Here is a 26,476-nt window from a genome sequence, read left to right as displayed (position 1 = left end):
AGTGACATGACGACGACCACGCACGATCACGATCATGATCACGCGCATCACGGGCCAGCCAAAGGCATAACGCGCTGGCTTTATACCACCAACCACAAAGACATCGGTACGATGTACCTGTGGTTCAGCTTTGCCATGTTCCTGCTGGGCGGCTCCTTCGCCATGGTGATTCGGGCCGAGTTATTCCAGCCCGGCTTGCAGCTGGTGCAGCCAGAGTTCTTTAACCAGATGACCACCATGCACGGTTTGATCATGGTGTTTGGTGCGGTCATGCCTGCCTTTGTCGGCCTGGCCAACTGGATGATTCCGATGATGGTGGGCGCGCCGGATATGGCGTTGCCACGGATGAACAACCTGAGCTTCTGGATTCTGCCGTTTGCCTTTGCGATGTTGGCGTCCACCCTCTTTATGGATGGCGGAGCACCCAACTTCGGCTGGACATTCTACGCACCGCTTTCGACGACCTACGCACCGGACAGTGTGACCTTCTTTATCTTTGCGGTTCATATTATGGGTGCGTCGTCGATTATGGGGGCGATTAATATCATCGCGACCATTTTGAACATGCGCGCTCCGGGCATGACGCTGATGAAGATGCCGCTGTTCGTCTGGACCTGGTTAATCACTGCCTATCTGCTGATCGCCGTAATGCCGGTGCTTGCCGGTGTGGTCACCATGATGTTGATGGACATCCATTTCGGAACGGCATTCTTTAATGCCGCCGGTGGTGGTTCACCGGTGTTGTTCCAGCATGTGTTCTGGTTCTTCGGGCACCCCGAGGTTTACATCATGATTCTGCCGGCCTTTGGTATTGTCTCGGCGATCATTCCAGCCTTTGCCCGTAAACAGTTGTTTGGTTATTCGTCCATGGTTTACGCCACGGCGTCCATTGCCTTCTTGAGCTTTATTGTTTGGGCCCACCACATGTTCACCGTCGGTATTCCTTTCCTCGGGGAAGCCTTCTTTATGTGGTCGACCATGCTGATCGCAGTACCGACGGGCGTGAAGGTATTTAACTGGGTAACCACCATGTTCCGCGGTTCGATGACCTTTGAAACACCGATGCTGTTTGCGGTGTGTTTCGTCGTGTTGTTCACCATCGGTGGTTTCTCTGGACTGATGTTGGCGGTGGCTCCGGCCGACTTCCAATATCACGATACCTACTTTGTGGTGGCGCATTTCCACTATGTGCTGGTACCGGGCGCGGTGTTCTCCATCATGGCGGCGGTGTATTACTGGCTGCCCAAGTGGAGCGGCAAGATGTACAACGAAACGCTGGGTAAGGTGCATTTCTGGCTGAGCTTTATCGGCGTGAACGTCCTGTTCTTCCCGCAGCACTTCCTGGGCCTGGCGGGCATGCCGAGACGGATTCCGGACTACGCCCTGCAGTTCGCCGACTTCAATATGATCTCAAGCATGGGCGGCTTCCTGTTTGGCGCCAGCCAACTGCTGTTCCTTTATATCGTGGTGAATACCGTGGTGGCGGGTAAGCCAGCACCGGCGAAACCCTGGGACGGCGCGGAAGGTTTGGAATGGACGGTGGATTCTCCGGCGCCTTATCACACCTTTTCAACACCGCCGAAGATCGATTGATAGCGCGCTGACCGCTGCGGCGGTCAGACTTTGAACCCCGGCCGATGGTCGGCCGGGCGAATAAGAATAAGTGGAGATTGCTATGTCCAGCAGTGCCAATCACGAACACTACTACGTGCCAGCGCAAAGCCGCTTGCCGATTTGGATGGCGTTCGCCATGTTCCTCACCGTATTCGGTTTGGGCAGCATGATGCGAGATATGTCCAATGGTGCGACAGACTCCAACGCCCAATGGTTTTTTATCGCCGGTTTCGCCGTCTTGGCCTTTGTGCTTTACAGCTGGTTCAGTGAAGTCATTCGAGAAAATCACGCCGGCCTGAACAGCCCCCAATTAAAGCAGTCATATGTCTGGGGCATGGGCTGGTTTATTTTTTCAGAAGTGATGTTTTTTGCCGCCTTCTTCGGCGCCTTGTTCTATGTCCGTAACCTGGTCGGACCCTGGCTTGGTGGCGAAGGCGCCAAAGGCGTTTCTAATTACCTCTACCCTGGCTTTGAATTCAGCTGGCCGCTGTTGAACAACCCGGATAACGCTTTATTCCAGGCACCGGAAGAAGTGATTCATGCCTTTGGCCTGCCGCTGATCAATACCATCATTCTGGTGATTTCCAGTATCACGCTGACCATTGCCCATCATGCGTTAAGAGCTGAGCATCGCACTCAGCTGAAGGTTTGGCTGGGTATCACCATCTTGCTGGGTATCGCGTTTTTGATCCTGCAGGCTGAAGAATACATCGAAGCCTATACCCATCTGGGACTGACGCTGGAAAGCGGTATCTATGGTTCGACGTTCTTTATGCTGACGGGTTTTCATGGGGCTCACGTCACCATCGGGACGCTGATGTTGATCGTTCAGTTTGTGCGAGCGTTACGCGGTCACTTTAAACCCGATGATCATTTTGGTTTTGAAGCGTCGGCCTGGTACTGGCACTTCGTCGATGTGGTTTGGTTATGCCTGTTCGTTTTGGTGTACTGGATTTAATGACGGAATCAAAAGGCGGCTAAGGCCGCCTTTTTAAACCTCAGTATTGGCCAACCCAAGGCGCTTGTTGTGACAATTCTCCCGTCACAAACCCAATGACCAGGACGACCACTATCAGGGCTGCCAGGCTGACTCGGATGGTCAGCAATTTAACCAGCCGCGTTGATTCAGCGTCGTCTTTGAATAAGGAGGTCAGAGCACCACTGAGGGAGACCAACATGGCGATGATCAGCAGTATGAGAATGACTTTTAATAGTAACGCCATTGGACAGGCTCTCTTGATTGGTTGGACGGGATGATGAGCTTTCGCCCCGGGTGGCTGTTGACCTTATTTGTTGCTGTTTTCTTAACGGTCTTTATCAGCCTGGGCATTTGGCAGCTTAACAGAGCCGAACAAAAAGCCCAGTTGCAAGCCAGCATTGATTCTGGACAGCAGGTGGAGTTGTTACCCAGCGGTGCGGTGCCGAGGCTCTATCAGCATTATCAGCTCACCGGTCAGTTGGACGGCGATCATTTGTGGTTGCTCGATAATCGAACCCATCAGGGCCAGGCCGGATATGAAGTCTGGGCGCCATTGTTGACCGACGATGGTTGGTATTTGGCTTCGGCAGGATGGGTTGCCGCCAGCGCACGTCGGGAACAATTACCGCACCTCGAACTCCCCGAAATCCGACGCCCGTGGTTGGCCCAGTCACGACCACTCAGCCAGGCGGTGGTGTTGGCTGAAACAGAGTTAGAACATCAATGGCCGCAAGTGGTTCAGGCCATAGATCCGGTGGTTATGGCCGAGCAACTGCATAAGGCTGAGCCACTTGGGTTGCTGCAATTGTCGCCGGGTCAGGCGGGTGTTGGCCCGGTTATCTGGACGCCCATCGTGATGACGGTGGAACGCCATCGCGGCTATGCCGTGCAGTGGTTTGCCATGGCAGTGGCTCTGCTGTTGATGTATTTGTATGCGGGAAGACGTCTCGCCAAAACCGTGAAACATTCCAGGCATGAGGAAGACTTAGAATGAGCAAAGCGACCGGATCGAGTACCCATTACAGTCGCCTGCAGTTGCTGATTATCCTGCTGACGCCATTGATCGTCATGGCCTCTGCCACCGGGCTGTATTATTCCGGCTGGTTGGTGCCAGATTCCCGCGTTAACCGCGGCGTGTTACTCGATCCGGTATTGCAGCTTTCCGATCTGGGCCTGGACTTGGAAACGGTGAATCCCGAGCGCCAATGGCTGATGGTCCAGACGTCGTTTGATTGCCGACAAAGTTGCCTTGAGCGTGTTCATACTCAGCGGCAAATTCATGTGTCTCTGGGTAAAGACGAACCGCGCATGAAGCGCTTGTTATTAACGTCAACCACAGGGCTCAGTGGGCTGGAAAGTGAATATCCAGGGCTGGACGTCCAACAGCATCCGGCACAGAACTACAGTTCCGCATTGCTGGAACGGGTACCGGCCGATTTTGGTGCTCGTGATTTTGTGTTTATCGTTGACCCTCTGGGTAATGTGCCACTCTATTTCACCCCCGGAAACGACTACAAAGATCAACTGGCCGATATGGAAACCTTGTTGGACCTGTCAACGATTGGGTAGGAGTCGCGCATGCTGTCACTGAAAAATGCCAAGCCCGGTTTTCGACTGGCCGCTTTCGCTACATGCTTTGCGATGGCGGTTGTGGTTCTGGGTGCCTTCACTCGGTTGGTGGACGCCGGGCTTGGCTGCCCGGATTGGCCGACCTGCTATGGCCATGTCTGGGCACCCCAAAGTGACGCTGAAATAGAGGCGGCGAATGCTGCCTACCCTGAATTACCGGTTGATCTGGAGAAAACCTGGCCGGAGATGGTTCATCGTTACCTGGCCTCAACCTTAGGTCTGCTGATCATTGCACTGACCGCGGTTTCGATCCGCAATCGAAAATACCCCGGTCAGCCGGTTAAGTTGCCTTTATTGTTGTTAGCGCTGGTGATATTGCAGGGCGCTTTTGGTGCTTGGACGGTAACGCTCAGGCTTTGGCCGCAGGTAGTGACTGCTCACTTACTGGGTGGCTTTCTCACCTTTTCATTGCTTTGGTTACTGACGTTGCGACTGGGTGGCTCGCGCCCGATTCAATTATTTTCTTTGCAACAACGAGCGTTGCCACGTGGCCTGGCTGTCTTGGCTCTGCTGGTGGTGATCGTGCAAATATTTCTTGGCGGCTGGGTGACCTCGAATTATGCCGCCCTGGCCTGTCCGGATTTTCCGTTGTGCCAATCGCAGGTTTTACCCCAGACCGATTTTGCGGCGGGGTTTGATCTGGCGCATCCCATTGGGCCGAACTATTTGGGTGGGCACCTGGATATTCCATCGCGAACGGCCATTCATCTGGCGCACAGAATTGGCGCGGTGGTGACATTGCTGGTCGTGGCCTGGTTGGTGTTGCGGTTGTTTAAAGCGCGGTTTGCGGCGCTGGCCAGTGGCCTCGCCTTGGTCTTAGCAGCACAAATCAGCCTGGGTATCAGCAATGTGGTTTTTGGCTTGCCACTGTCTGTTGCCGTACTGCACAACCTCTTTGGCGCCATACTATTGGCCACGCTGGTGACAGTGAACTATGAGTTATATCGGGAGGCGAACCATGTCTAAAGTGAGCGCGGCGCAAGCACTGCCCAGCTGGCGTGATTTTTTGGAGATGACCAAACCGAAGGTCGTCCTCTTGATGTTGATTACTGCCTGGGTTGGTATGGCATTGGCGCCGAAAGGTGACGCGGCGGCCGTTGGCATGCTGGTTGGAACATTGGGGATTGCCGCGCTTGCGGCAGCGGGCGCAGCCTTCAATCATATGCTGGATCGCGAGCTCGATCAGCGCATGGCCCGCACGCATCGCCGTCCGATGGCGACAGGCCGGGTAACCTTGAACCAGGGCCTGGCGTTTGCCACCGCACTGACGATTAGCGGTTTTGTCATGCTGTATGTGTGGGTTAATGCGCTGACTGCCTGGCTGACGTTGGCGTCGATGGTTGGTTATGCCGTCATCTATACCGTTTTCTTAAAGCGGGCGACGCCACAGAACATTGTTATCGGTGGATTGGCCGGTGCCATGCCGCCTCTGCTGGGTTGGACGAGCGTTTCGGGCCAGGTTGGTGCGATGCCATTGTTGCTGGTGTTGATTATCTTTGCCTGGACACCACCGCATTTTTGGGCGCTGGCCATCCATCGCATCAAAGATTATGAAAACGCCGATGTGCCCATGATGCCGGTCACTCATGGAGTTGCTTACACCAAGATCAACGTCTGGCTTTATTCGTGGTTGTTGCTGGCGATTTCGCTGCTGCCGTTCGCCACCTTGAAAGCAGGCCCCATTTACGCGGTGTGTGCCTTTGTATTAGGGGCGCGTTATCTGCAGTGGAACTGGTGGTTACTGACCGACCGTCGTCCGGATGCGGCCTGGGGATCGTTTCGTTTTTCAATTACCTATCTGCTGTTACTCTTTGTCGCTCTATTGGTTGATTACAGTGTAAGAGCCTGGTTATGACATCGAGTCCACAAGATGGCGCTGACCCTCAGCGCCACAATGCATTAAGAACCGCGCTGATTTTGTTTGCGGTCGTAGTATTAGTCTTTATTGGCGTCATCGTACGAACGCTTGTGGCCAGTCCCGACCTGGTCACTGCCCTGGAAGCGCACAATACGCTGTATTTTGAAGAGCCCCGTCCGGTGCCATCGGTTGAATTAATCGATCATAACGGCGTAACCATCCAGACCGGTGAATTGAACGATGGCCGTTGGCGGCTGATTAATTTTGGCTACACCTTCTGTCCGGATATCTGCCCGACGAATATGGCCGATTTGGCAAATGCCTATCGCGATCTGACCGAAGCAGGTCTCAATGAGCAACTGGATGTGTGGATGATTACGGTGGACCCCGCTCGGGATTCCGCTGCTCGACTGGCTCAATACGTACCGTTTTTTCATCCTGACTTTTTGGGTCTCACGGGCGATGAAAATAACGCCATCCAACCCTTAGCGCGTCAGCTCAATACGGTGTTTTATCCTGAAGGCGATGGCGATGTTTATACCGTCGCGCACAGCGATAATCTGGCGGTGTTAAATCCCGAAGGCGAATACGTTGCCTTGATTCGCCCGCCCCACGCTCCCGAGCAATACCGTGAAGTCATGCGGTTACTGATCGAAAACGACTAACGTTTTAATAATGCCGGGGCTGACCCCCGGCTTTGCCAGCGCCATAACCACTCCACCGGACCCAGTCGAAAATACCGCAGCCACACAAGCGTCAGCACACCGTTGCAAGCCCAGATGCCAATGGTTACCAAAACTAACTGACTGAACGAGCATTGCTGAAACCAGCCCAGTCCAAAACCATAAAATAAGCTGGTCGCCATCAAGCTTTGCAACAGGTAATTGCTCAGTGCGGTTTTACCGATGGCTTCAAAAAAGCGCGCAATTCTGTGCTGCGGCCATTGCCGCCAGAGCAGGGTTGCCAGGCACACTAGGCTTAGGCATAGACAGGCGGCGCCAAGGTAACTGAAAACACCGCGCCCGATGACGGTCCGGGTTGGATCAAAATCGCTGCCTGCCTGATAGATATAGCCCAAGGCTTTGATCAGTAACCCAACGGGTAACAGGACCGCCAGCCATAGAACATAACGTCGGGACGCCCATTGTCCGGACGTCAGTCCAAGGCGATAGAGTGCCATACCCAACAGCATCCAGCCGGCGACAAACCAAAAAGTACCAAAGGGCAAACCGAGGTAATGCGACGTAAGCGCTCGTTCAAAGCGCCAGCCCTGGTTATCCCACCAGCCACCCAGTAAGGCCGTTATCTCAGTCTGAAACGCCTGTGGGTCAGCGTCATAGGCAAGGCGTCGGATTTCGACGGGTACGAAACTCATTTCCATCAAACTGAGCACTGGAATCACCGCCAAGAACGCCAACCCCAGCTGCATTTGAGTTCGCACCTGCCATTTTATGGCCGGCGCCAATACCCAGGCGGCGATGGCGTAAGCAACAAGAATATCGCCGCTCCATATCAGGTAAGCGTGCACCAGGCCGATCGACAGCAACCCCAGACTTCGCTTGCGTTGCTGTTTGACCGGGTTTAAATCGGCGGCTTTACTGCGCTCAGCCAATAGCCAGATACCGACGCCAAACAGACAGGACAACAGACTGATAAAAATCTGTTCAGCAAAGAAATAACCGAAGGCATGCCACCAGCGATCGGCCAGCGACATGGGTTCATAGATATTGGGAATAACGTAGGCGCGTTCGATCCGGGCAAAGGCCTGAATGTTCATGATGAGGATGCCAAGAATGGCGATGCCTCTTAAACCATCAAGGACAGGCAGTCGTTGCTGTGGCGCAGAATCGTTTCCGGTTGTTTCCAATTAATCAGTCCTGCGATGAGCGCGGATTTGATCCAGATCAATACACAGCTGCCTGGCACCGATCAGTAAGCTGGGTGTGGGTCGGTGCAGCACATCGGCATCGGTGCTGATCAGCGCCTGTGACTGAACCGCGTGCAGCCGATCCCAGTGCTGCCATTGTTGTGGGTTATCGGTGACGATGACATCTGGGTTAGCCGCAAAGACAGCCTCCAGACTCACCTGAGGGGATAGCACCGGTAAGTGCGCGAAGACATTCCGGCCGCCACACAAGTCGATAACGTCGCTGATGTAAGAGTCGCCATTCAATGTATAAATAGGCTGATGCCAGACTTCGTAGAAAACGCTCAGCTCGGTTCGGTTTGCGTAACGATCTGCCAGTGCGGCGATGCCGTTTTCAAAAGCGTCGGCCGCTGCCTGAGCGTCGTCAATGTGTCCTGTTAATTGGCCCAGGTCACGCATGGCTTGGGCGATGGTCTCAAAGCTCTGTGGATCGCTGAAAAATACCGGTATGCCCAAATCGATCAGTCGATCAATCTCTGGGCGGCTGGGGCCGGTCGGGTAAGCAATTACCAAGTCGGGCTGCAGCGTCAGGATGGCTTCGCTGTTGATGGCGTTGTAATCGCCGACACGCGGTTTGGATTGAGCCGCTTCGGGGTAGTCGGCAAAGCGAACCGTCGCGATGAGTTGCTCATGGGCGTTAATGTCGTAGAGCAACTCGGTCGCATGGGGAATCAGGCTGATGACTCGGTGTGCCGGTGCATCCAAGTGCACCTCACGGCCCAGATCATCGATTAAGCGAACGTCGGCGGAAACCTGGCTGACCAGTACACAGCACAACAGCAGAATTTTTCTCATCACAACTCTTCAACAGCGCCGCTTGGCCAGCGGGATCGCTCGATACTAGGCAATACCCTTCGCCCCATCAAGGCAGGCTGGGCAGTCCGGCGGGGCTGTGTCATGATGCGGCAGCACTGCCGTTGAGGATAACCAGATGCTGCCGCTCTATCCTGAGATTCGTCCGTTCGATCGTCAGTGGCTGACGGTCAGCGACGGACATCGTCTGTATGTTGAGCAGGCTGGCACCGCGGGTGCTTTGCCAGTGGTGGTGGTGCATGGCGGTCCTGGCGCCGGTTTCTCTGAGCAGCTGCGCCGCTTTTTCGATCCAGAACACTTTCACATCATCCTCTATGACCAGCGTGGTGCCGGCCGCTCGGAACCGCATGCAGAGCTGAGTCACAACGACACCCCTCGCCTGATGAACGATTTGGAAGCCCTGCGCCAACACTTGGGAATAGAAAGCTGGGTGTTGTTTGGCGGCAGCTGGGGCGCCACGCTGTCGTTGCTGTATGCCCAAGCGTACCCACATCGCTGTCTCGCACTGATATTGCGCGGCGTGTTTTTGGCTCGACAACTGGATGTCGATTGGCTTTATGGCGGTGGCGCTGGCCGCTATTTCCCCGAAGAGTGGGAGCGCTTTATCGAGCCGGTGTCCGGTAAAACCGGTCAGGCTTTAGTCGAGGACTATGCCAAGTTATTCAATGGCGCCAACGATTTAGCCCGGGTTGGTGCAGCCAAAGCCTGGGCACGCTGGGAGGCGGTGAATGCATCGCTGAGGCCGAGTCAGCAATCGTTGGACTATTTCAGTTCCACCCATGTTGCGCTCAGCCTGGCACGCGTTGGGTGTCATTACATTCGTCAGCAATTTTTTATTGAGCCAGACCAGATATTGCAGCAGGCGGATCGCTTAGCCGGCATTCCCGGCTACCTTGTTCATGGTCGATACGACATGGTCTGCCCGCCCGACCAGGCCTGGCAGCTTGCCCAGCGCTGGCCGGACGCTGAGTTAGATCTGGTGCGCGAAGGCGGGCATTCCGGCTTTGACGCAGCCATGGTAGACGCGCTGATCCGGGCGACACAAAACGTTGCCCAGCGTTTTGGCCAAGGCGATGAGGAGGCCTGAAACAATGAAAGCGCTGATACAACGGGTACGGCACGCACGGGTCGAAGTTGACGGAGATTCAATCACCGCGATCAATCAGGGCATGCTGGTACTGGTGGGTATTGATAAAGGCGACGAGATCGACCGGGTGGAAAAGATGGCGCATAAGCTGCTGAATTACCGCATTTTTGCGGACGCCGACGACCGGATGAATCTCAATGTACAAGAGAGTGAGGGCGCCCTGCTGCTGGTCTCCCAGTTCACCCTCTCTGCGGATACCCATAAAGGATTGCGGCCCAGTTTCACCTCCGCGGCACCGCCTGCGGATGGCGAACGAATATTTAATGCCCTGGTCGCTGAGGTTCGCCGCCAATATGATCGAGTCCAAACCGGTCGCTTTGGCGCCAATATGCAAATTGAGCTGCTGAACGATGGGCCTGTGACTTTTCTGTTGGAAGTCAATTAACGAGGCGCAAGTGACACCTTATGGTCGTCCCCGACCGTCTTATTGGACTAAACTGAACGGATGATCAGAAAAAGGTCCAACCGGTGACGTTATCCGGCCCCGATTTTAAACAGATGCTGAAAACCGCCTGGTCACAAATGGTCAGCGATCCTTTGGCGGCCCAATCGGTGATTGATCAGGCTCGAACGCTGGTTGAACCGACAGAGCTTGAAAGTATCGAACTCGATTTTCACTCCGGTTGGTGTCTGATCTTCCAGGGCGAATACCTCAAGTCGTTAACCCCTTTCTCCAATGCCCTTGCCTTAGCAGAGCGTCTCAATGCGATTGATCCAACGATGCGGATCTGCAATGGCATTGGTATGGCCTACTACAACCTGGGCCGATACGGCTTGGCAGAGCGTTATTACGAACGTTCGCTGGAATTGAATCTGCAGGTCGGTAACAGCAACGGCACCTTCGCAGCCTTGTTAAACCAGGCGCTGCTGCATTTTCAAACCGATGATTTGGACAACGCCGAACGTCTGCTGAATAGGGCTCTGGGCAGCGATACCCGAGAGGTATCCCTGGAGAATCTCGGTGAAGCCGCGTTACTGCAAGCCAACCTGCATTCAAAACGCTCCGCTTTCGATGACGCGCTGTTAGGCTGCCGCGCGGCGTTGAAGTTTGCTCAGCAGCTGAACTACTGGCATCTGGAAATTCAGGCACTGATTGCGGTGGCGCGTTGTCAGCGCTTGCAAGGTCGGCTGGTCGAAGCCGAAACCACTCTAATGGTGACAATCGACCACCCCGAGTTTGATCGCGAAGGTGTGTCGGGATTATCGGCCTATATTGAACTGGCCAAAGTTCGCGCCAGCCAGGGTCGGTTTGCATTGGCCGTTATGGCCGTACGCACCGGCCTTAAGCGATCCGACTCACCGACGCTCAGCCTCACCCAGTTGCGGGCGCTGGAGGTGTTGTCGATCTGTCTGGAGCAAGGCGGGAAGTATCAGGCGTCGATGCGGGTTTTGCGACGGGCGCTGGACGTCGAGCGTAAATTGCAGGATCAGGACATGCGCCGTCAATTTGAAGTGCGGCAACTGCAGGCCAAGATTGATGAGCAGCGTCTGGAAAATCAGATTACCGATCACGAAAACCGGTTATTGAAAGCCACGCAGGCGCGCCTGCAATTGATCAACGACCTGTCGCGTGAGCTGGCGTCTACGTTGGCGCTGGAAGACATAGCGCCCAAGCTCTACGACATCGTCTCACAACGCCTGGACGTGCATTTCGTGTCGCTGGCGCTGAATCACCCGACGCGCCAAGGCGTTGAATTTGTCAGCATCATCGATAATGGCCAAGCGGTTCCGGTTTACTGCATCCCCTACCAGGTGAGTGACAGCCGAGCGGTACAGACGGCCCAGTCGGGTGAGCCCATTCTGGTCGGCGATGAAACCGACAAAGAGGATGTTAACTGGGTTGGCAACAGCCAGATTCTGCCGCGCAGTCAGTTGTTTATGCCCTTGGTGCACAACCGTCAGGTGCTGGGATTGTTTTCGCTACAAAGCCGCTTTGCCGACCGTTTCAGCCAGGAAGAGCTGGAACTGTTGAAATCGCTGGCGCCATTTGTCGCCATTACGTTAAGCAATGCTGTCAGCCATCAACGCCTGTTTGAGTTGAACCAGGCGTTGACGCACGAAAAAACGCAGATGGAGACGGCACAGGCGCGCATCGAGCACATGGCACACCACGATACGCTGACGGGCTTGCCCAACCGTCGGTTGTTGTCAGAGTTCGTCGACAACAAGGTTAGAGAGGCCGCTGAAACGGGTCGCACTTTTTATCTGGTGTATATCGACCTGGACGGTTTTAAGCCCATTAATGATCGCCATGGCCATCGTATTGGTGATCAGGTGTTGGTGGTATTGGGAAAGCGGCTGTCACAGTCGTTGCGTAAGGCCGACTTTGCGGCCCGGGTGGGGGGAGATGAATTCATCATCATTATCGATGACCTGGAACCGGCAACTCAGGTTAACGGCTTTATTAAACGCATCCTGTCGGTGATTGAGCAGCCATTGAAGATCGGCAAGGAAAAGCTGCACCTGTCGGCGAGTATTGGTGTTGCCAAGTACGAACAGCACGGCCAAAGCCTGGATGAACTCATGCATCATGCCGACCAGGCGATGTACAACATCAAACGATCTGGCAAAGGCGGTGTTGCCTTTGCCGGTGCTCAGAAATTGGGCTGAGGCATTAACTGCTGAAGCTGACGATCTTCATCGCCAGACTGGCCACCAGAACCAGGCAGGCCAGCCAACCCCAGAATACCAAGCCTTCCCAGAACCGTCGTAACCGGTTGCTGAGGCCTTGTTTGGGTGCGGCCTCTGGGCGGCTCATTGAGACCAGAATCCCGAAGAGCACGACGCTTAAGCCACACACCAGACCGATGAACAGTAAGCCGGTGTCGGTTTGCGGTCGGAATACGGCGACGGCAAATAAGGCGGGAAAAGACAGGATGCCGAGCCACAGTAGCCATCCCGCCGCGGGTCGGACGGGATAGAGCGTGCGTAATAGTCGATCCTGGAAACGAAACAGCATGAAGGACTCCGTACAAAGCTGACCATCAAAACGGAGTCCACTCTGTCGGTTCGGCTCAGTGCTGTAAAGGCGCGCGGCTTGCCTGCTCAAGAAACCTCTTCATCCACAGACCAATGCGTTCGCCCTGATGGACGTCATCCAGGCTGGCGCGGATACGTTTCATCTGCTCGGCGCTGACGTCATTTTCGCGGTATTCGAGTAACGCCTGTTCGTAATCTTTGCTGAATTCAGGGTGGCCCTGGAAACACAGCACCTGGTCGGGAATAAAGAAGGCTGCCATTGGACAGAAGTGGCTGCTTAACAAAGGCTTGGCGCCCGGCGGTAAGGCCGTCACCTGATCGCGATGGCTGACCAATAAGCTGACGTCATCAGCACTGTCGATAAAACCAGGTTGTTCATCCAGTTGATAATGCATAACACCCAAACCCCAGCCGGATCCGGCTCTTTCGGCACGACCACCCAGTGCGTGTGCCAACAGCTGATGCCCAAAACAGATGCCGAGCATGGGTTTGCCGGCTGCGAACAGCTGTTGGCTGTATTCGCGTAACCGGACGATCCAGTCGTCATCCGCAAAGGCATCGTGCTTGCTGCCGGTAATCAGGTAGGCATCGAAGTCGTCGATTGTTTCCGGATACTCTCCTTGGATAACCGAGAAGATCGGCATTTCCCAATCGGCGCCAACCCGATCAAACAGCTGCTGAAACATGCGGCCATAGCCAACATAGGTTGGTTTCAGGGTGTCACGCAGGATATCGGTTTCCAGAATGGCGACCTTCATAAGAGACTCCGTACCGTTTGAAAACCCGATTCTAATCAATCAGCGCTGCAGCAGGTAGTCGATCACCGGATTCATGTTGGCAAGATCGGGATGCTGGCTGTGATGAATCAAATAGAGCGGCAACGACGTCGTTGCCAGGTCGGCCCTGAGTTGCCACTGGGTTTGATCAACCAGGTTTTCTGGCAGCATTGCAGCGCCGGAATAGCGTTGTAGCCAATTGATTGCCAGTTGAAAATCGCTAGTCTGAAGGCTTGGCATTGAGTTGAGATCAGCGCCAGGGTGAATGGGCAATCCTGCTGCCCAGTCGATTTGAACGTAGCTGCGCTGCACCGCGTCTTCGGTGCGGACCCCATTGGCGCTGGTCAAGGTCAGCGTTAATGGCGTGAGTAGGCGGCTGGTGAGTTCGTCCACTTTTAACGAAACCGGTAAAACGGCCAGGTCGAGGCTGCGATCGAGTAAGCGTCGACTGATCTGGTCGGGTGTCAGGGTTTCACTGCGCCAAAAACGATCGGCTAATGTTTGGTGCATGTCCAGCAGGGCCGGACCCAGCCAGGCCGTTGAGATGGCTGGCGTTGTGGCCAGCGTCAAGGTGGCGGCGCGATCTTGCTGGCTGGCGACGTCCTGCCGTGCCTGTTCCCAAAGGCTGAGAATGCTCTCGGCATGATGCTGAAGTCGCTCGCCGGCCGCAGTGAGTTGGAGGTTGTTGCGATGGCGCACAAAGAGCGTTGTGCCCAGCTGGTTTTCCAGCTGTCGAATGCGAAAGCTGACCGCGGATTGTGTCAGATAGAGGTTGCTCGCAGCATGACCGAAATGGCGGGTCTGACAGACTTCGAGAAAGGTTTTTAACTGCTGCAGATCCAAGGCTGATTCCTCGCCCTGCGAAGTCGCGGTCGTCACGCCAGCGGCTTCATTCATTGATTAAAAGACTGCATCGACGCGGCAAAAATTACTCGTTTTACAGCCGGCCGTACAGTCTTTATGAATGCGCGCATGTGAGCAGGACTGCGGAGGTTGTCATGTCCCAAGCAATCAGCCCAGAAGGCTATACGTTATATAAGGCATTCACCGATAACCGACACTACCCCTATGGGCTGGAACGGTCCGGTGATTTCTCCATTCGCGAAGCTGAATTGCTGCGTCGCCTGGGTGAGACGTTTCGTCGCCTGGAAGTGGGTGATCATGCAGCGGTGAATGAAGTGGAAGAACAGTTTCTGAAGATGATTCGTGGTGAAAAAGAAGCGACCACCGACTGTGAGAAGCTCTGGCTGAAATACCGGGCCCGGGTGGAAGGCAAGTCGCGCGCATCGTTCTCTTTTACCGCCAGTTATTACTATGCCAAAGGCGCGAACAACATCGTTTCACCCGACGATGATTTTTCCGCGGACTTTGGTGATTAACGCCCGGTGATCCCAGACACGTGCAACCCAATAAAAAAGGCGGCCTAGGCCGCCTTAGTGTTTTTATCGGTCGTATTACTGGTCAGCCACAATGGCTTCCAGGCTGATTTCAACACGGCGGTTAGCGGAACGACCGGCATCGGTAGCGTTGCTGGCAACCGGTCGGGCTTCGCCATAGCCGATAGCGGCCACGCGCTCATAAGCAACGCCATTTTTCAGGAACACTTCAGCAACACTTGATGCCCGTTGTTCAGACAACAGCTGGTTGTAGCTCTCGCTGCCGGTGCTGTCCGTGTGGCCTTCCACCGTCACCAGGGTGTTTTCATATTCCTGCAGAACCTTGGCAACCGATTCCAGTGTATTGGTGAACTGCGCTTTAACGGTGGCGCTGTTTGTGTCGAAGGTGATATTGCCGGGCATGATCAGGTCAATCTGGCCTTCTTCAGTCCGGCGCACCTGGACACCGCTGTCGACCAATTCCTGGCGCAGTTCGGCTTCCTGCCGGTCCATGTAGAGCCCAACACCCCCACCGGCAACGCCGCCAATGCCCGCGCCGATCAAGGCACGACGCATGCGTTCGTCCTTGGGTGCGGTAGCTGCGCCAAGGACTGCGCCAAGCAAACCGCCGGCAATGGCACCGCGCGATGTGTTGTTGATTTGGTTTTGGCCGGTGAAGGCCTCCAGGGAGGTACAGCCGGTCAAGAGGGCGCTGCTCAGCGCCAGTGACCAGCCCAACGTCTTCCAGGTTTTCATGAATGGATTCCTCTCAAGAGCCAATGGCTTAGCGTTTAAATCGGTGGCTGATTAAGTCTAACGGCAACAGGGCTGTTTGCTTTGCCTCTTCCATCACAATATAGCTTTTTGATTCACGGACATACGGCAGCGCCAGCAGCATTTCACCCAGATATTTTCGGTAGCTGGCCAAGTCAGTCAGGCGCAGCTTAATCAGATAATCGGACTGCCCAGACACCAGATGGCATTCTTGGACATAACTGAGCCCGTCGACGGCCGCTCGAAATTCATCAAAGGCGTCGGGTGACTGATTCGATAAGGTGATTTCGACGAAGACCAGTAGCGACAAGCCCAGCGCCAGCGGGTCAATACTGGCGTGATAGCCTTGGATAAAACCGGTGCGTTCAAGGCGTTTGACTCGATCCATGCAGGGCGTGGTCGACAATCCGACTTTTCCTGCGAGATCGACGTAGGAGATGCGAGCATTTTCCTGGAGCGCACGGAGGATTTTTAGGTCCAGCCGATCCAGTTTGCGAGCGTTTTGGCTGTCCGTCATCGCAGCATTTACCGGGGAAGGAGCTCGCAGCATAACCGAGCCGCTGGCGTGGCGGCAATTGGCGTCTGGCAATGGTTGACGCCGTTGACCGGACTCCGTACTATTGCGCAGCTCGAACGCCAGCCCCCTGGTATTGTCCGCAAAGGTCAGTGAAATCAAGGGTTTGCGTTCATGCCTTACCCCAGGCATCCAGTGTCGGAGAGTAGCTCAGCTTGGTAGAGCACTACCTTCGGGAGGTAGGGGTCGCAGGTTCAAATCCTGTCTCTCCGACCAATCCCCGCCTGAACGTTAAAGCATCCAATCGACCTCGTATGAGCGACCCGAGGGTCACAGCCGCTGGCCGGCCCGTTTATGTCGACCTATCCGTTCTTGTGAAAAGCATTCAGCGATTTATTGCAGCCAGTTGTCGTCACTGTAGGGCTGTAGTTCGAGTCGTTGCAGTCGACGGCCTGTTAATACCACCCAGCCCAGAAAACGCCGGTCGCCGCGTGTGCTGAATTCAAACTCGTAACTGCGTTCCACCGTAACAAGGCTGACGGGTGAACGAGCCAGGCGGATTTTGCGCAGGTATACGCTTTGATCCAGCAGTTGGACGTTGGCTTTTTGGCAGGCTTTGCGTGCGTGCGCCAGCGCGAGTTGTCGAATGCCTAAGTGCCGCCACCACCAGGCACTGATGACGGCAAAGACGAGGATCAGCAGAAGTTGTTCAGAGCTCAGCATGGTTAATGGCCATTCAAATAAAGCGCGATGCCAGTGATTAGGCGGGGTCCTTAGGTAATAATCGATAACGCCGTTCCGGCCGGCCAACGCTGCCGTAGTTCACTTCGGCAATCAATTCCCCGGCGCTGACCAGGTATTCCAAATATCGCCTGGCGGTGGTGCGCGAAGCGCCGATGCGTTGACCGACGGCGTCGGCGCTCCAATTGCCATCTTCCTGCAATACCTTGCGGATGGTGTCGAGCGTCAGTGCATCGATGCCTTTGGGCAGTCGCTCCGGCTCGTTGCCGGTCTCGTTGTGCGCGCGGGGCAAGAGCGCATCCACTTCCTTTTGCGCCACTCTTTCGAGGTTGTCGAGCCGGTCCCGGTGCTGTCGATAATTGTATATGGCTTCTTCCAAGCGCTCGTAGACCAAGGGTTTGAGAATGTAATCAAAGACACCACCGTGCAGCGCGGAGCGCAGCGTTTCGACTTCGCGTGCTGCGGTGATCAATATAATGTCAGTGTGGCCATTTCGAGCGCGCAAGCGGCGCAATAAGTCGAGGCCATTGCCGTCCGGAAAGAAGACGTCCAGCAGCATGAGGTCGGGCTGGAGTACATCGACCAGATCTTCCGCATCCGTCAGGTTATGGGCGATGCCAGCCAGTTCAACGTTGCCCAATCGCTCGACGAAACGCCGCTGAATTTCAGCAATTTGTGGGTCGTCTTCGACAATCAACAATTTCAGATGTCTCACGCATCAGCCTCCCCGTCCGGTTGTTTTGGCAGGTATAGGGTGAAGCGACTGCCGGTTTGCAACACTTCCACCGTGATCGAGCCACCCCAGCGAGCCACAAAGGAACGCACCAGGTGTAAGCCCAGGCCGTGATTGTTGTCGCTCTTGGTGGTGACACCTTTTTCAAAAATGCGTTCGCGTTGTTCATTGGGAATGCCGGGACCCTGGTCTTCGACTTCGAATATTAAGTCGTGCCCCAGGTCGGTCATGCTCAGTTGCACCTGACCGCCGTTGGGGCTGGATTGGCGGGTGGCTTCCAGGGCGTTGTCGATCAGATTGCCAACGACGCTGACCAATTGGTCACGCGGCAGGCTGTCGGGCAGTTCGGTCATTCGGCTGTCCGGATCAATGATCAGCAACAAGCCCATCTCCCGCGCTCGGTTGTATTTGCCGAGCAGGCAGCCGGCCAGTACCGGATCGGGCACAGCTTCCAGCAACAACTGAATTAACGCCTGGTGATCACTCACTTCACTGCCGATCAGCGCCAGTGCCTCATCGTGCGCGCCGAGTTGGATCAGTCCGGCAATGGTGTGCAGCTTGTTGGAGTATTCGTGAGTTTGTGAGCGTAAGGTGTCGGCGTATTGCTGAATGCGCGTCAATTGGCGACTGACCTGATCGAGCTCGTCACGTAGGCGGAAGGACGACACCACGCCGATGAGTTCGCCCTCCTGTTTTACCGGCAGACGATTAACGATCATCAACCGACCGTTGAGCCAGACTTCCTGGTCAAACTGAGATTCACCGCTGTCGAGGATGGGCAGTAAACCGCTGTCCGGTAGGATTTCGTCGATCTTTGTTCCGACCAGGGCGGTATCTGGCGCCAGTCCCAGGGTTTCAATGGCGGTGCGGTTAACGGTGGTGATTTGGCCGTCACGATTGACGGCAACAATGCCCTCGCGCACCGACTGTAAGGTTGCGTCGAGCTCTTCAAACAACCGGGCAATTTGCTCTGGCTCGAGCCCAAAAATCGCCTTTTTAAAGCGGCCGGCAATGATAATAGCCGCCGCCACACTGGCCATGAGCATTAAGGTCATGGCGACAATCAGCACCAGTTTGTAGCGATTTATGGTAGCGCGGACCTGATCCAGCGAATAACCCACCGATACCAATCCAACGATGGTGTTGCCACTGTTGTCGAACACGGGCGCTTTGCCGCGCATCGACTCGCCCAGACTGCCGTGTGCTTTGTTCACATAGGCACGGCCATCGAGTAAGGCGATTTCGCCACGATCACCATCATCGTCGGCCATGGAATGACCAATGCGATCGGGATTGGGGTGAGCCAGTCGAATGTTGTTGGCATCGCCGATGACGATGAATAGCGCTTCGTTGGTGCGGGCGAGCTTTTTACTCAGTCGCTGCAGTGCTGCGGTGTCTCGTTGTTCAATGCCATTGATGATGCCGGGCATGGCGGCGATGGTTTTGGCAACCATCAAGGCACGCTGACCAATCTGGTCGTCCAGCGAGCGGCTGAGGTACTGCCAGGCAAACCCGCCAATCAGCCCGGTTTGGGCGGCGCTAACCAGGCCCAGTACCAATATCATGCGGGTTTTCAGCTTGAGTTTTTTAAACACGACAGCGCGCTTCTTTGTTGTTCGTCTTAAGTCGGAGGAGCCCAGCCAGTCGGTTGGGTGTTCGATCACGGTTCCGAGCGCTGATTAAGGGTAACGGAAGCTCTTTTTGATTGCCCGTGAACAAAATGAACTTAAGTGTCTTTATAACCGATAAAGGCTTTACGTCCATAAGCTGGCCGCCATTCGTTGCTCGACCTAACGTCCCGTCAGGCCACGGCCGCACCTCGGCCAGTGGCCGGTTGCGACTGGCAGCCTAAAACAACAACGAGAGGACAACCCAATGAAGCTCAAGCAAAGTCTTTCTTTGCTGGCGGCACTCGCCGTCAGTGCAACGACCCTGGCCTGGGAGCCAAGTGGCCGCGTTGAATGCATCGCACCGGCGGATCCGGGCGGTGGCTGGGATTTCACCTGCCGCAGTGTGGGTCAGGTGTTGGAAGAACTGGACTTAGTTCCAGGTAACGTTCAGACCACTAACATGGCCGGTGCTGGCGGCGGTGTGGCATTTGCTCATACCGTCAGTAAGCGTGGCGAAGACGACCAACTGTTGGTTGCTGCTTCAACCGCAACCACCACCCGTCTGGCTCAGCAGCAGTTCCCTGGTATGAACGCAGGCATGGTTAAGTGGGTCGGCGCCCTGGGTGCAGACTACGGCATCATTGCCGTCGCTAACGATTCTGAATACCAGAACCTGAACGAACTGATGGACGCGCTGAAAGAAGATCCGCGTTCGGTCAAGTTTGCCGGTGGCAGTGCCAACGGTGGCTGGGATCACCTCAAAGCGTTGATCGCTGCAAAAGCTGCGGGCGTTGAGAACCTGCCGCGCATTCCTTACCTGTCCTACAACAACGGTGGCGAAGCCATGACTCAGGTCATCGGTGGTCACGTTGATGCCTTTACCGGTGACATCAGTGAAGCCACGGGCTTTATTGAATCGGGTGATCTGCGTGTGCTGGCGGTGTTGGCTGAAGAGCGTCTGCCGGGTCGCCTGAGTGATATCCCGACAGCGCGTGAACAAGGCATTGATGCCCTGGGCCCGAACTGGCGCGGTTTCTATATGCCGGCCGATGCCGATCCGGAAGCTCAGGAATACTGGGTTGCCGCGATTGACGAGCTCTATGCCAGCGAAGAATGGGAAGCGGTCATGGCGCGTAATGGCCTGATTCCGTTCCATCCGCCGGCGAATGAATTCGAAAGCTTTGTCACCGACCAGGTTGCCGACATCGAACAACTGTCACGTGAGATCGGATTGCTGAGATGACCGCACGCGGAGATCGTTTGCTCGGCCTGGTCCTGTTGGTCCTGTCCGTAGCCTACGGTTGGGCCGCCCAACAATGGCCGCCGCCCTTCGGCGGCCAAGAGGCGGTTGGACCGGATACCTTTCCAACTATCCTGTCGGTGATACTGGCGTTATCAAGTTGTTATCTGATCGCCAAGCCGGACCCGGATACCGATTGGCCAGGCCGCCATACGTTGGTGGAGCTGGCTGTGGCTGTCTTGGTACTGATTGCTTATGCGCTGCTGTTGGAAGTGCTGGGGTTTGTCCTGGCGACGACTGCAGCGGTCGGCACACTGTGCTGGCGCATGGGTGCTCGTCCCAAAGGCGCGTTTCTGACCGGACTGATAGGCGCAGTGGCGGTGTTCATTTTGTTCAACCACTTGCTGGAGTTGTCGTTGCCAGCCGGCCTGTTGGAGGTTGAACGATGGATACCTTGAATTTCCTGATGCAAGGGTTTGCCGTTGCATTGCAGCCGCAAAACCTGATGTTTGCGCTGTTTGGTGCGTTTGTCGGTACGCTGATTGGTGCCTTGCCGGGTCTGGGGCCAGCCAATGGGGTCGCTATTTTGATTCCTTTGGCCTTCACCCTCGGCTTGTCCGCCGATACCGCCATGATTTTGCTGACCTCGGTTTACGCTGGTGCCATGTATGGCGGGCGTATCTCATCGATTCTGCTGAATATTCCCGGCGATGAACCGGCCATGATGACCTGTCTGGACGGTTATCCAATGGCGCAGAAAGGCAAAGCGGCCGAAGCCCTGGCGATTTCAGCCATTGCTTCTTTTATGGGTGGCTTGGTCGGTACGTTCGGCTTGATTCTGCTGGCACCGCTGTTGGCTCGCTTTGCGCTGACCTTTGGTCCGGCGGAATACTTTGCCTTGTTCGTTTTGGCGTTTGCGACTCTGGGTGGCATTACCGGCAAGAACCCGGTGAAGACCATTGTTGCTGCGACTCTGGGCATCATGATCTCCACGGTGGGCATCGATATCTCCACCGGCACTCAGCGTTATACCTTTGGCATGCTGAAACTCTACGAAGGCGTCGATTTTATTCTCGCCATCGTGGGTTTGTTCGCTATCTCCGAACTGCTGCTGTTTATTGAGGAGCGCGCCGGTGCCGGTCGTAAGTTGATCAAAGTCGGCAAGCTGATGCTGAGCCCGAAAGAGATTGTGGCGACCTTGCCAACGTCCATGCGTGGCGGCGTTCTGGGCTTTATCGCTGGCGTTTTGCCGGGTGCCGGTGCGTCTCTGGGCAGCTTTATCAGCTACACGCTGGAGAAGCAGTACCTGGGTAAAAAGGGCCGGTTTGGCGAAGGTGATCCCCGCGGTGTTGCCGCACCGGAAGCCGGAAACAACGGTGCCTCCTCAGGGGCGTTAGTACCGATGTTGACGCTGGGCGTGCCTGGCAGTGGAACCACCGCGGTGTTACTGGCGATGTTGATCTCGCTGAACATTACGCCCGGTCCACTGATGTTCACCCAGAATGCCGACATCGTCTGGGGCGTTATCGCCGCCCTGCTGATCGGTAACCTGGTGTTGCTGGTGCTGAACATCCCGCTGGTGGGATTCTTCGTGAAGCTGCTGTCGGTACCGCCGATGTACTTACTGCCGGTGGTGACCATGGTCGCTTTCGTTGGTATCTACTCGATTAGCCACTCAACGTTCGATCTCTACTTTATGGTGGCCTTTGGTATCGCCGGTTATCTGCTGCGTAAGCTGGAGATTCCGTTGGTGCCGATCATTTTGGGTCTGTTGTTAGGACCGGAAATGGAGAAGAACCTGGGGCACGCCATGGTGTTATCAGACGGCGACTGGTCCATCCTTTGGGGCAGTCCGTTGGCGGCAGGCTTGTGGATTCTGGCGGCACTGGGCTTGGTCCTGCCGTATTTGGTGGGTCCGATTCTGCGACGTCGTATGCGTCAAAGCATGACCGAAAGCCAGACCAGCGACTGAGCTGAGGCGTGTTACTGCTCTGAAAAAGCGGCCTATGGGCCGCTTTTTTTTGACCCGAGGAAGCGACAAAAACTTACAGTTTCGAGAACGCGAAACGCTTGTTAATAATAACGATTCGTATTAGATTTGTTATTCACTATTCAGCGTTAACAGGGTCGATCTGCACGATGTACGTCTGCGTTTGCAAAGGGGTCACTGACCGCGACATCGAAAACCTCGCCATCGAAGGCGCCGATTACAGCGACATCCGGCGTGAACTGGGCGTGGCAACAGACTGTGGTTCCTGTGGTCAGAGTTGTAAGCAGCTGCTGAAAGAATTCGAATGGGCGGCGACCGCTGATTTTACGGCAGCCTGATACCTGCCAGCGTTCGTCCATAAAAAACCCGGCCATGGCCGGGTTTTTTTATGGGTGCCATGTTACTCAGAGGATGACGTAATACAGCACCGTAAAGAAATGCAGAGCGCTGCCGGCTAAGACAAACAGATGCCAGATGGCGTGGTTAAACGGCAGTCGTTTCATGCCGTAGAAGACTACGCCCAGCGTGTACGACAGCCCGCCAGCCACCAATAAGCTCAAACCGGCCGGTGGCAAGGTCGCAATCAGCGGCCGAATAGCGATCAGCACAGACCAGCCCATAAACAGATAAAGGCCGACCATCAGCCAGTGAAAGCGGCGCAGTGATGTTAGGTGAACCACTGTACCGAGCAACGTTAAACCCCAGACGATACCGAACAAGGTCCAGCCCCAGGGGCCGCGCAATGTTACCAGCGTGAAGGGTGTGTAAGTGCCCGCAATCAGATACAGAATGGCAATGTGATCAAAGCGGCGCATCAATTGACGCACGCGCGGCGCCTGAATGGCGTGATACAGCGTCGATGCGCTGTACAACAGAATCAGAGTGGCGCCGTAGACGCTGGCGCTGACAATTTGCCAAGCATCGCCATACAGGCTGGCCAAGACAACCAGAACAATCAGACCGGCGATGGATAAAACAGCGCCGATACCGTGCGTCAGGCTGTTGGCCCACTCTTCGAGTATGGAATACGTGGGTAATGCAGAGGTGGACATGGGTTGTTTCCGAGAGTCATTCAGACGTCTATAGAGTGCTCGCTTTCTGTATAAATTCAATGACAGCCGTCTGATTTTTCGCAATCAGGACACAATGAGCGCCCCGGCCCGATCATCTGTTCGCTAAGAACGAGCGGGAATCAGCAGATCGAAACGTTAAGACTCGGGCATTGTGCTTTTATTGCACTAATTAGAGTGGCAGAATCCGAAAATCGTAACGTTAAGATTTTCAATCAGTCAGAGGTGAAACCATGGTGTCTACATCGAGTCGTCTGTTGCAGGACGGTTGGTCGCTGTACCGCGCGGATCAACAGCGGTCGGTTTATGCAGCGGCTATACCTCTCGACGTTCATCAGATATTGCTCGATGCCGGTGATATTCCTGATCCATATCTGCGCAAAAACGAAGCCGAGGTTCAGTGGGTGCATCAGCACGACTGGGTGCTCGAAACCGACTTTGAGATTCATGAAACGGATCTGGCCGATCAGGTCACCTTGCGCCTGGCCTTTGTCGATACCCATGCCCGTGTGACCATTAATGATCAGCCAGTGGGTGAGTTGTCTAACTTCTTCCGGCGTTTTGATCTGGATATCCGTTCAGCACTGCGGGTCGGCACCAACCGGTTAACCATTACCCTGCATAACAATGCGGCGCTCGCTGCAAAACTTGCCGAGCAGCAGCCCTTTCCGGTGCCCTGGGCGGAAATGAACAACCAGATTCCGCATATGAATCTGGTGCGTAAAACCCAATGCGATGCCGGCTGGGATTGGGGGCTGTGTTTGCTCTCTACCGGCGTCTATGCGGCGCCGGAATTGATTCTGCATTCGGGCCGCCGTCTGGATACCGTCCGGGTGGACCAGCAGCATGAAGCCGATTGTGTCCGTTTGAGTGTCACAGTCGATACCACGGGCCCGACCGAAATCAATGAGCAGATCGAACTGTCGCTGACCGGTGTCGAGCCGGTTCACCTCACCCTGGCGCCGGGTCAGCATCAGGCTCAGGCAACACTGGTTGTTGAGCATCCGCAACTGTGGTGGCCGGCCGGATACGGAGAACAGCCTCTCTATCGGTTGACCGCCCGCCTGGGCGATCATCAGTGGCAGCGCGATATTGGTTTGCGATCGCTGCACTGGGACCTCAGTAAAGATGGCGCGGGTAATCGCATGGCGGTTGTGGTCAATGGTGTCGATATTTTTGCAAAAGGCGCCAATTGGATACCAGCCGATGCCTTTCCCGCTCGTCATCAGCCTGAGCGCTACCAACAACTGCTTGGCGATGCGGTCGCCGCCAATATGAACATGGTGCGCGTTTGGGGCGGTGGGTTTTATGAGCACGATGCCTTTTACGATACCTGCGAACGATTGGGCATTCTCGTCTGGCACGATCTGATGTTTGCCTGTGCGCTCTATCCGAGCACGCCCGCCTTCATCGACGACATCCGCCCGGAAGTCGATTACCAAGTGCGTCGTCTGCAGTCTTACGCCTGCATCGCTTTATGGTGTGGTGATAACGAAGTCATTGGCGCTATCGACTGGTTTGACGTATCCCGAAACAATCGCGATCAGTATCTGGTGAATTACGATCGGCTCAACCGCGTTCTGGATGAAACCGTGGCGAAGGCCGATCCGGGCCGAAAATTCTGGCCGAGTTCGCCGTGCAATGGCGAATTGGATTTCGGCGATGCCTGGCACGACGATGACCGTGGCGATATGCATTTTTGGGATGTCTGGCACGAGGGACAATCCTTTTCTGCTTACACCGACATCAAACCGCGTTTCTGCTCAGAGTTTGGCTATCAATCGTTTCCCTCGCTGGAGCTGATTGAATCGATCACTGATCCGGCTGATCGCAACGTCACCAGTCCGGTGATGGAGGCTCACCAGAAAAATGACGGGGGCAACTCGCGCATTGTGGAAATGTTCACCCGCTATTTTCGTTTCCCGGTGGGGTTCGATCAGTTCTTGTATCTCAGTCAGGTGCAGCAATCGCTGGCGATTAAAACCGCTGTGGAATACTGGCGTTCACTGCGGCCCCACTGCATGGGCACGCTCTATTGGCAATTGAACGATACTTGGCCGGTGGCCTCCTGGAGCAGCCTGGAATATGGCGGTCGCTGGAAGCAGCTGCACTATCACGCCAAGCGGTTTTACCAACCAATTCAGTTGTTTTTTATTGGTGAAGGCGCGCAAAAACAACTGGTCGCCGTCAACGATCGCGCTGAACCCGCTCAACTGAGCGGTCATTGGCGCCTGTTATCGCTGGGTGGAAACACGGAGCGCCGTGGGGCGATTGAACAGACCTTGGCCGCCGGTGAAAGCGTGGTGATTGCCGACCTTCATTCGGAACACCCCGAACAGCAATTTGTTGTGGCTCAGGCAAACGCTCAGTTCGGCGACCAATCATTTAAATGCGATGCCACCGGTTATTTTGCTCTGTGGAAGGCGCTTGATTTTCCGCAGGCAGAGGTCCGCGCAGAATACGGCGAGTGTAATGGCCAGTCATGGGTGGAGCTCAGTTGTGACCGCCCCGCGCACTTTGTCACGCTGTCTGCCCCGACCGCAGGGCACTGGAGTGATAACAGCCTGACCCTGTTGCCGGGAGAACCGCGCCGGCTGTATTGGCACGGTGAGGCATCGTTAAACTCCGCAGAGCTGCGGGTGGATCATTTAGAACGCAGTTACCGGAACTGATTTTATGACACGGTTGCTGAGTCGGATCGCTCAA

The 26,476-nt window shown here is 55.2% G+C and carries 28 protein-coding genes and 1 tRNA gene; 17 read left to right on the top strand and 12 right to left on the bottom strand.

Going from position 1 to position 26,476, the window contains the following annotated elements:
- Positions 1-6 precede the first annotated feature (6 nt).
- Together ctaD and BGP77_RS05045 are read left to right on the top strand one after the other, a co-directional pair.
- Positions 7-1,593 carry a cytochrome c oxidase subunit I gene (ctaD, locus tag BGP77_RS05050; protein WP_108163632.1) on the top strand — a complete coding sequence of 529 codons (1,587 nt, stop codon included), beginning with the start codon at positions 7-9 and terminating at the stop codon, positions 1,591-1,593.
- Positions 1,594-1,675: 82 nt separating this feature from the next.
- Positions 1,676-2,572 carry a cytochrome c oxidase subunit 3 gene (locus BGP77_RS05045; RefSeq protein WP_108163631.1) on the top strand — a complete coding sequence of 299 codons (897 nt, stop codon included), beginning with the start codon at positions 1,676-1,678 and terminating at the stop codon, positions 2,570-2,572.
- A gap of 40 nt (positions 2,573-2,612) precedes the next feature.
- On the opposite strand, the gene BGP77_RS05040 is transcribed toward BGP77_RS05045, so the two are convergent.
- Complete coding sequence (locus BGP77_RS05040) at positions 2,613-2,837, bottom strand: DUF2909 family protein (RefSeq protein ID WP_108163630.1); 225 nt, start codon at positions 2,835-2,837, stop codon at positions 2,613-2,615.
- 33 nt (positions 2,838-2,870) lie between these two features.
- On the opposite strand from BGP77_RS05040, the gene BGP77_RS05035 reads away from it, so the two are divergent.
- From BGP77_RS05035 to BGP77_RS05015, 5 genes are read left to right on the top strand one after another with little or no spacing between them, the layout of a single operon-like run.
- Entirely contained in the window at positions 2,871-3,587 is a 717-nt protein-coding gene (locus tag BGP77_RS05035; protein WP_158269274.1) for an SURF1 family protein, read from the top strand.
- Positions 3,584-4,162: a hypothetical protein gene (locus BGP77_RS05030; RefSeq protein WP_108163628.1), complete on the top strand. Its 579-nt coding sequence runs from the start codon at positions 3,584-3,586 to the stop codon at positions 4,160-4,162. The genes BGP77_RS05035 and BGP77_RS05030 overlap by 4 nt, the downstream gene beginning before the upstream one ends.
- Before the next feature lie 9 nt (positions 4,163-4,171).
- On the top strand, positions 4,172-5,188 hold the full coding sequence (locus tag BGP77_RS05025) for a heme A synthase (RefSeq protein ID WP_108163627.1): 1,017 nt from the start codon (positions 4,172-4,174) through the stop codon (positions 5,186-5,188).
- Complete coding sequence (gene cyoE, locus BGP77_RS05020) at positions 5,181-6,077, top strand: heme o synthase (protein ID WP_108163626.1); 897 nt, start codon at positions 5,181-5,183, stop codon at positions 6,075-6,077. Before BGP77_RS05025 ends, cyoE begins: the two co-directional genes overlap by 8 nt.
- The gene (locus BGP77_RS05015) at positions 6,074-6,745 is read left to right on the top strand and encodes an SCO family protein (protein ID WP_108163625.1); all 672 of its coding nucleotides are present in this window, start codon (positions 6,074-6,076) and stop codon (positions 6,743-6,745) included. The genes cyoE and BGP77_RS05015 overlap by 4 nt, the downstream gene beginning before the upstream one ends.
- Here the strand turns inward: BGP77_RS05015 and BGP77_RS05010 are convergent.
- Together BGP77_RS05010 and BGP77_RS05005 are read right to left on the bottom strand one after the other, a co-directional pair.
- Positions 6,742-7,947, bottom strand: coding sequence for a DUF418 domain-containing protein (locus tag BGP77_RS05010; protein WP_108163624.1), 1,206 nt, complete (start codon positions 7,945-7,947; stop codon positions 6,742-6,744). The two genes, BGP77_RS05015 and BGP77_RS05010, sit on opposite strands and share 4 nt — an antisense overlap.
- Positions 7,948-8,802, bottom strand: a complete 855-nt coding sequence (locus BGP77_RS05005) for a cobalamin-binding protein (protein ID WP_108163623.1) — start codon at positions 8,800-8,802, stop codon at positions 7,948-7,950. It abuts the gene before it with no gap.
- Between the two features lie 136 nt (positions 8,803-8,938).
- Here BGP77_RS05005 and pip point away from each other — a divergent pair, with 136 nt between their 5' ends.
- The 3 genes from pip (at position 8,939) to BGP77_RS04990 (ending at position 12,577) form a co-directional block, all read left to right on the top strand.
- On the top strand, positions 8,939-9,907 hold the full coding sequence (gene pip / locus BGP77_RS05000) for a prolyl aminopeptidase (protein ID WP_108163622.1): 969 nt from the start codon (positions 8,939-8,941) through the stop codon (positions 9,905-9,907).
- 4 nt (positions 9,908-9,911) lie between these two features.
- A complete protein-coding gene (gene dtd / locus BGP77_RS04995) occupies positions 9,912-10,352 on the top strand; it encodes a D-aminoacyl-tRNA deacylase (protein WP_108163621.1) in 441 nt (146 codons plus the stop codon).
- Positions 10,353-10,435: 83 nt separating this feature from the next.
- Complete coding sequence (locus BGP77_RS04990) at positions 10,436-12,577, top strand: diguanylate cyclase domain-containing protein (RefSeq protein WP_108163620.1); 2,142 nt, start codon at positions 10,436-10,438, stop codon at positions 12,575-12,577.
- A 4-nt stretch (positions 12,578-12,581) separates the two neighbouring features.
- On the opposite strand, the gene BGP77_RS04985 is transcribed toward BGP77_RS04990, so the two are convergent.
- The 3 genes from BGP77_RS04985 to BGP77_RS04975 are packed head-to-tail and all read right to left on the bottom strand — an operon-like array spanning position 12,582 to position 14,601.
- Positions 12,582-12,926, bottom strand: a complete 345-nt coding sequence (locus BGP77_RS04985) for a hypothetical protein (protein ID WP_108163619.1) — start codon at positions 12,924-12,926, stop codon at positions 12,582-12,584.
- Positions 12,927-12,981: 55 nt separating this feature from the next.
- Entirely contained in the window at positions 12,982-13,704 is a 723-nt protein-coding gene (locus BGP77_RS04980) for a gamma-glutamyl-gamma-aminobutyrate hydrolase family protein (protein ID WP_108163618.1), read from the bottom strand.
- Between the two features lie 39 nt (positions 13,705-13,743).
- Complete coding sequence (locus BGP77_RS04975) at positions 13,744-14,601, bottom strand: LysR family transcriptional regulator (protein ID WP_158269273.1); 858 nt, start codon at positions 14,599-14,601, stop codon at positions 13,744-13,746.
- A 119-nt stretch (positions 14,602-14,720) separates the two neighbouring features.
- On the opposite strand from BGP77_RS04975, the gene maoP reads away from it, so the two are divergent.
- Entirely contained in the window at positions 14,721-15,101 is a 381-nt protein-coding gene (gene maoP / locus BGP77_RS04970) for a DUF413 domain-containing protein (RefSeq protein WP_108163616.1), read from the top strand.
- 75 nt (positions 15,102-15,176) lie between these two features.
- Here the strand turns inward: maoP and BGP77_RS04965 are convergent, their stop codons facing one another.
- Both BGP77_RS04965 and BGP77_RS04960 read right to left on the bottom strand, forming a co-directional pair.
- Positions 15,177-15,854, bottom strand: coding sequence for an OmpA family protein (locus BGP77_RS04965; protein WP_108163615.1), 678 nt, complete (start codon positions 15,852-15,854; stop codon positions 15,177-15,179).
- A 28-nt stretch (positions 15,855-15,882) separates the two neighbouring features.
- On the bottom strand, positions 15,883-16,389 hold the full coding sequence (locus BGP77_RS04960) for a winged helix-turn-helix transcriptional regulator (RefSeq protein ID WP_108164365.1): 507 nt from the start codon (positions 16,387-16,389) through the stop codon (positions 15,883-15,885).
- A gap of 196 nt (positions 16,390-16,585) precedes the next feature.
- Here BGP77_RS04960 and BGP77_RS04955 point away from each other — a divergent pair.
- Positions 16,586-16,662, top strand: a tRNA-Pro gene (locus tag BGP77_RS04955).
- Between the two features lie 117 nt (positions 16,663-16,779).
- On the opposite strand, the gene BGP77_RS04950 is transcribed toward BGP77_RS04955, so the two are convergent.
- From BGP77_RS04950 to BGP77_RS04940, 3 genes are read right to left on the bottom strand one after another with little or no spacing between them, the layout of a single operon-like run.
- Positions 16,780-17,109, bottom strand: coding sequence for a DUF3301 domain-containing protein (locus BGP77_RS04950; protein WP_108163614.1), 330 nt, complete (start codon positions 17,107-17,109; stop codon positions 16,780-16,782).
- 37 nt (positions 17,110-17,146) lie between these two features.
- Positions 17,147-17,842, bottom strand: coding sequence for a response regulator (locus tag BGP77_RS04945; RefSeq protein WP_108163613.1), 696 nt, complete (start codon positions 17,840-17,842; stop codon positions 17,147-17,149).
- Positions 17,839-19,425 carry a sensor histidine kinase gene (locus tag BGP77_RS04940; RefSeq protein WP_108164364.1) on the bottom strand — a complete coding sequence of 529 codons (1,587 nt, stop codon included), beginning with the start codon at positions 19,423-19,425 and terminating at the stop codon, positions 17,839-17,841. The genes BGP77_RS04945 and BGP77_RS04940 overlap by 4 nt, the downstream gene beginning before the upstream one ends.
- A gap of 310 nt (positions 19,426-19,735) precedes the next feature.
- Between BGP77_RS04940 and BGP77_RS04935 the strand changes: the two genes are divergently transcribed.
- The 4 genes from BGP77_RS04935 to BGP77_RS04920 all read left to right on the top strand — a co-directional run bounded on the left by BGP77_RS04935 (position 19,736) and on the right by BGP77_RS04920 (position 23,038).
- Positions 19,736-20,713, top strand: a complete 978-nt coding sequence (locus BGP77_RS04935; RefSeq protein WP_108163612.1) for a tripartite tricarboxylate transporter substrate binding protein — start codon at positions 19,736-19,738, stop codon at positions 20,711-20,713.
- Positions 20,710-21,168: a tripartite tricarboxylate transporter TctB family protein gene (locus BGP77_RS04930; protein ID WP_108163611.1), complete on the top strand. Its 459-nt coding sequence runs from the start codon at positions 20,710-20,712 to the stop codon at positions 21,166-21,168. The genes BGP77_RS04935 and BGP77_RS04930 overlap by 4 nt, the downstream gene beginning before the upstream one ends.
- Positions 21,156-22,682 carry a tripartite tricarboxylate transporter permease gene (locus tag BGP77_RS04925; RefSeq protein WP_108163610.1) on the top strand — a complete coding sequence of 509 codons (1,527 nt, stop codon included), beginning with the start codon at positions 21,156-21,158 and terminating at the stop codon, positions 22,680-22,682. The genes BGP77_RS04930 and BGP77_RS04925 overlap by 13 nt, the downstream gene beginning before the upstream one ends.
- Before the next feature lie 167 nt (positions 22,683-22,849).
- Entirely contained in the window at positions 22,850-23,038 is a 189-nt protein-coding gene (locus tag BGP77_RS04920) for a (2Fe-2S)-binding protein (RefSeq protein ID WP_108163609.1), read from the top strand.
- Between the two features lie 66 nt (positions 23,039-23,104).
- On the opposite strand, the gene BGP77_RS04915 is transcribed toward BGP77_RS04920, so the two are convergent.
- Positions 23,105-23,752, bottom strand: a complete 648-nt coding sequence (locus BGP77_RS04915) for a hemolysin III family protein (RefSeq protein WP_108163608.1) — start codon at positions 23,750-23,752, stop codon at positions 23,105-23,107.
- 251 nt (positions 23,753-24,003) lie between these two features.
- Here BGP77_RS04915 and BGP77_RS04910 point away from each other — a divergent pair, with 251 nt between their 5' ends.
- A complete protein-coding gene (locus BGP77_RS04910; protein WP_108163607.1) occupies positions 24,004-26,442 on the top strand; it encodes a glycoside hydrolase family 2 protein in 2,439 nt (812 codons plus the stop codon).
- Positions 26,443-26,476 lie beyond the last annotated feature (34 nt).

The sequence above is a fragment of the Saccharospirillum sp. MSK14-1 genome (genome assembly GCF_003054965.1).
In the GTDB taxonomy this organism is placed as follows: domain Bacteria; phylum Pseudomonadota; class Gammaproteobacteria; order Pseudomonadales; family Natronospirillaceae; genus Saccharospirillum.
Note: the sequence above shows the minus strand (reverse complement) of the source record. Positions and strands in the feature narration are given on the sequence as shown.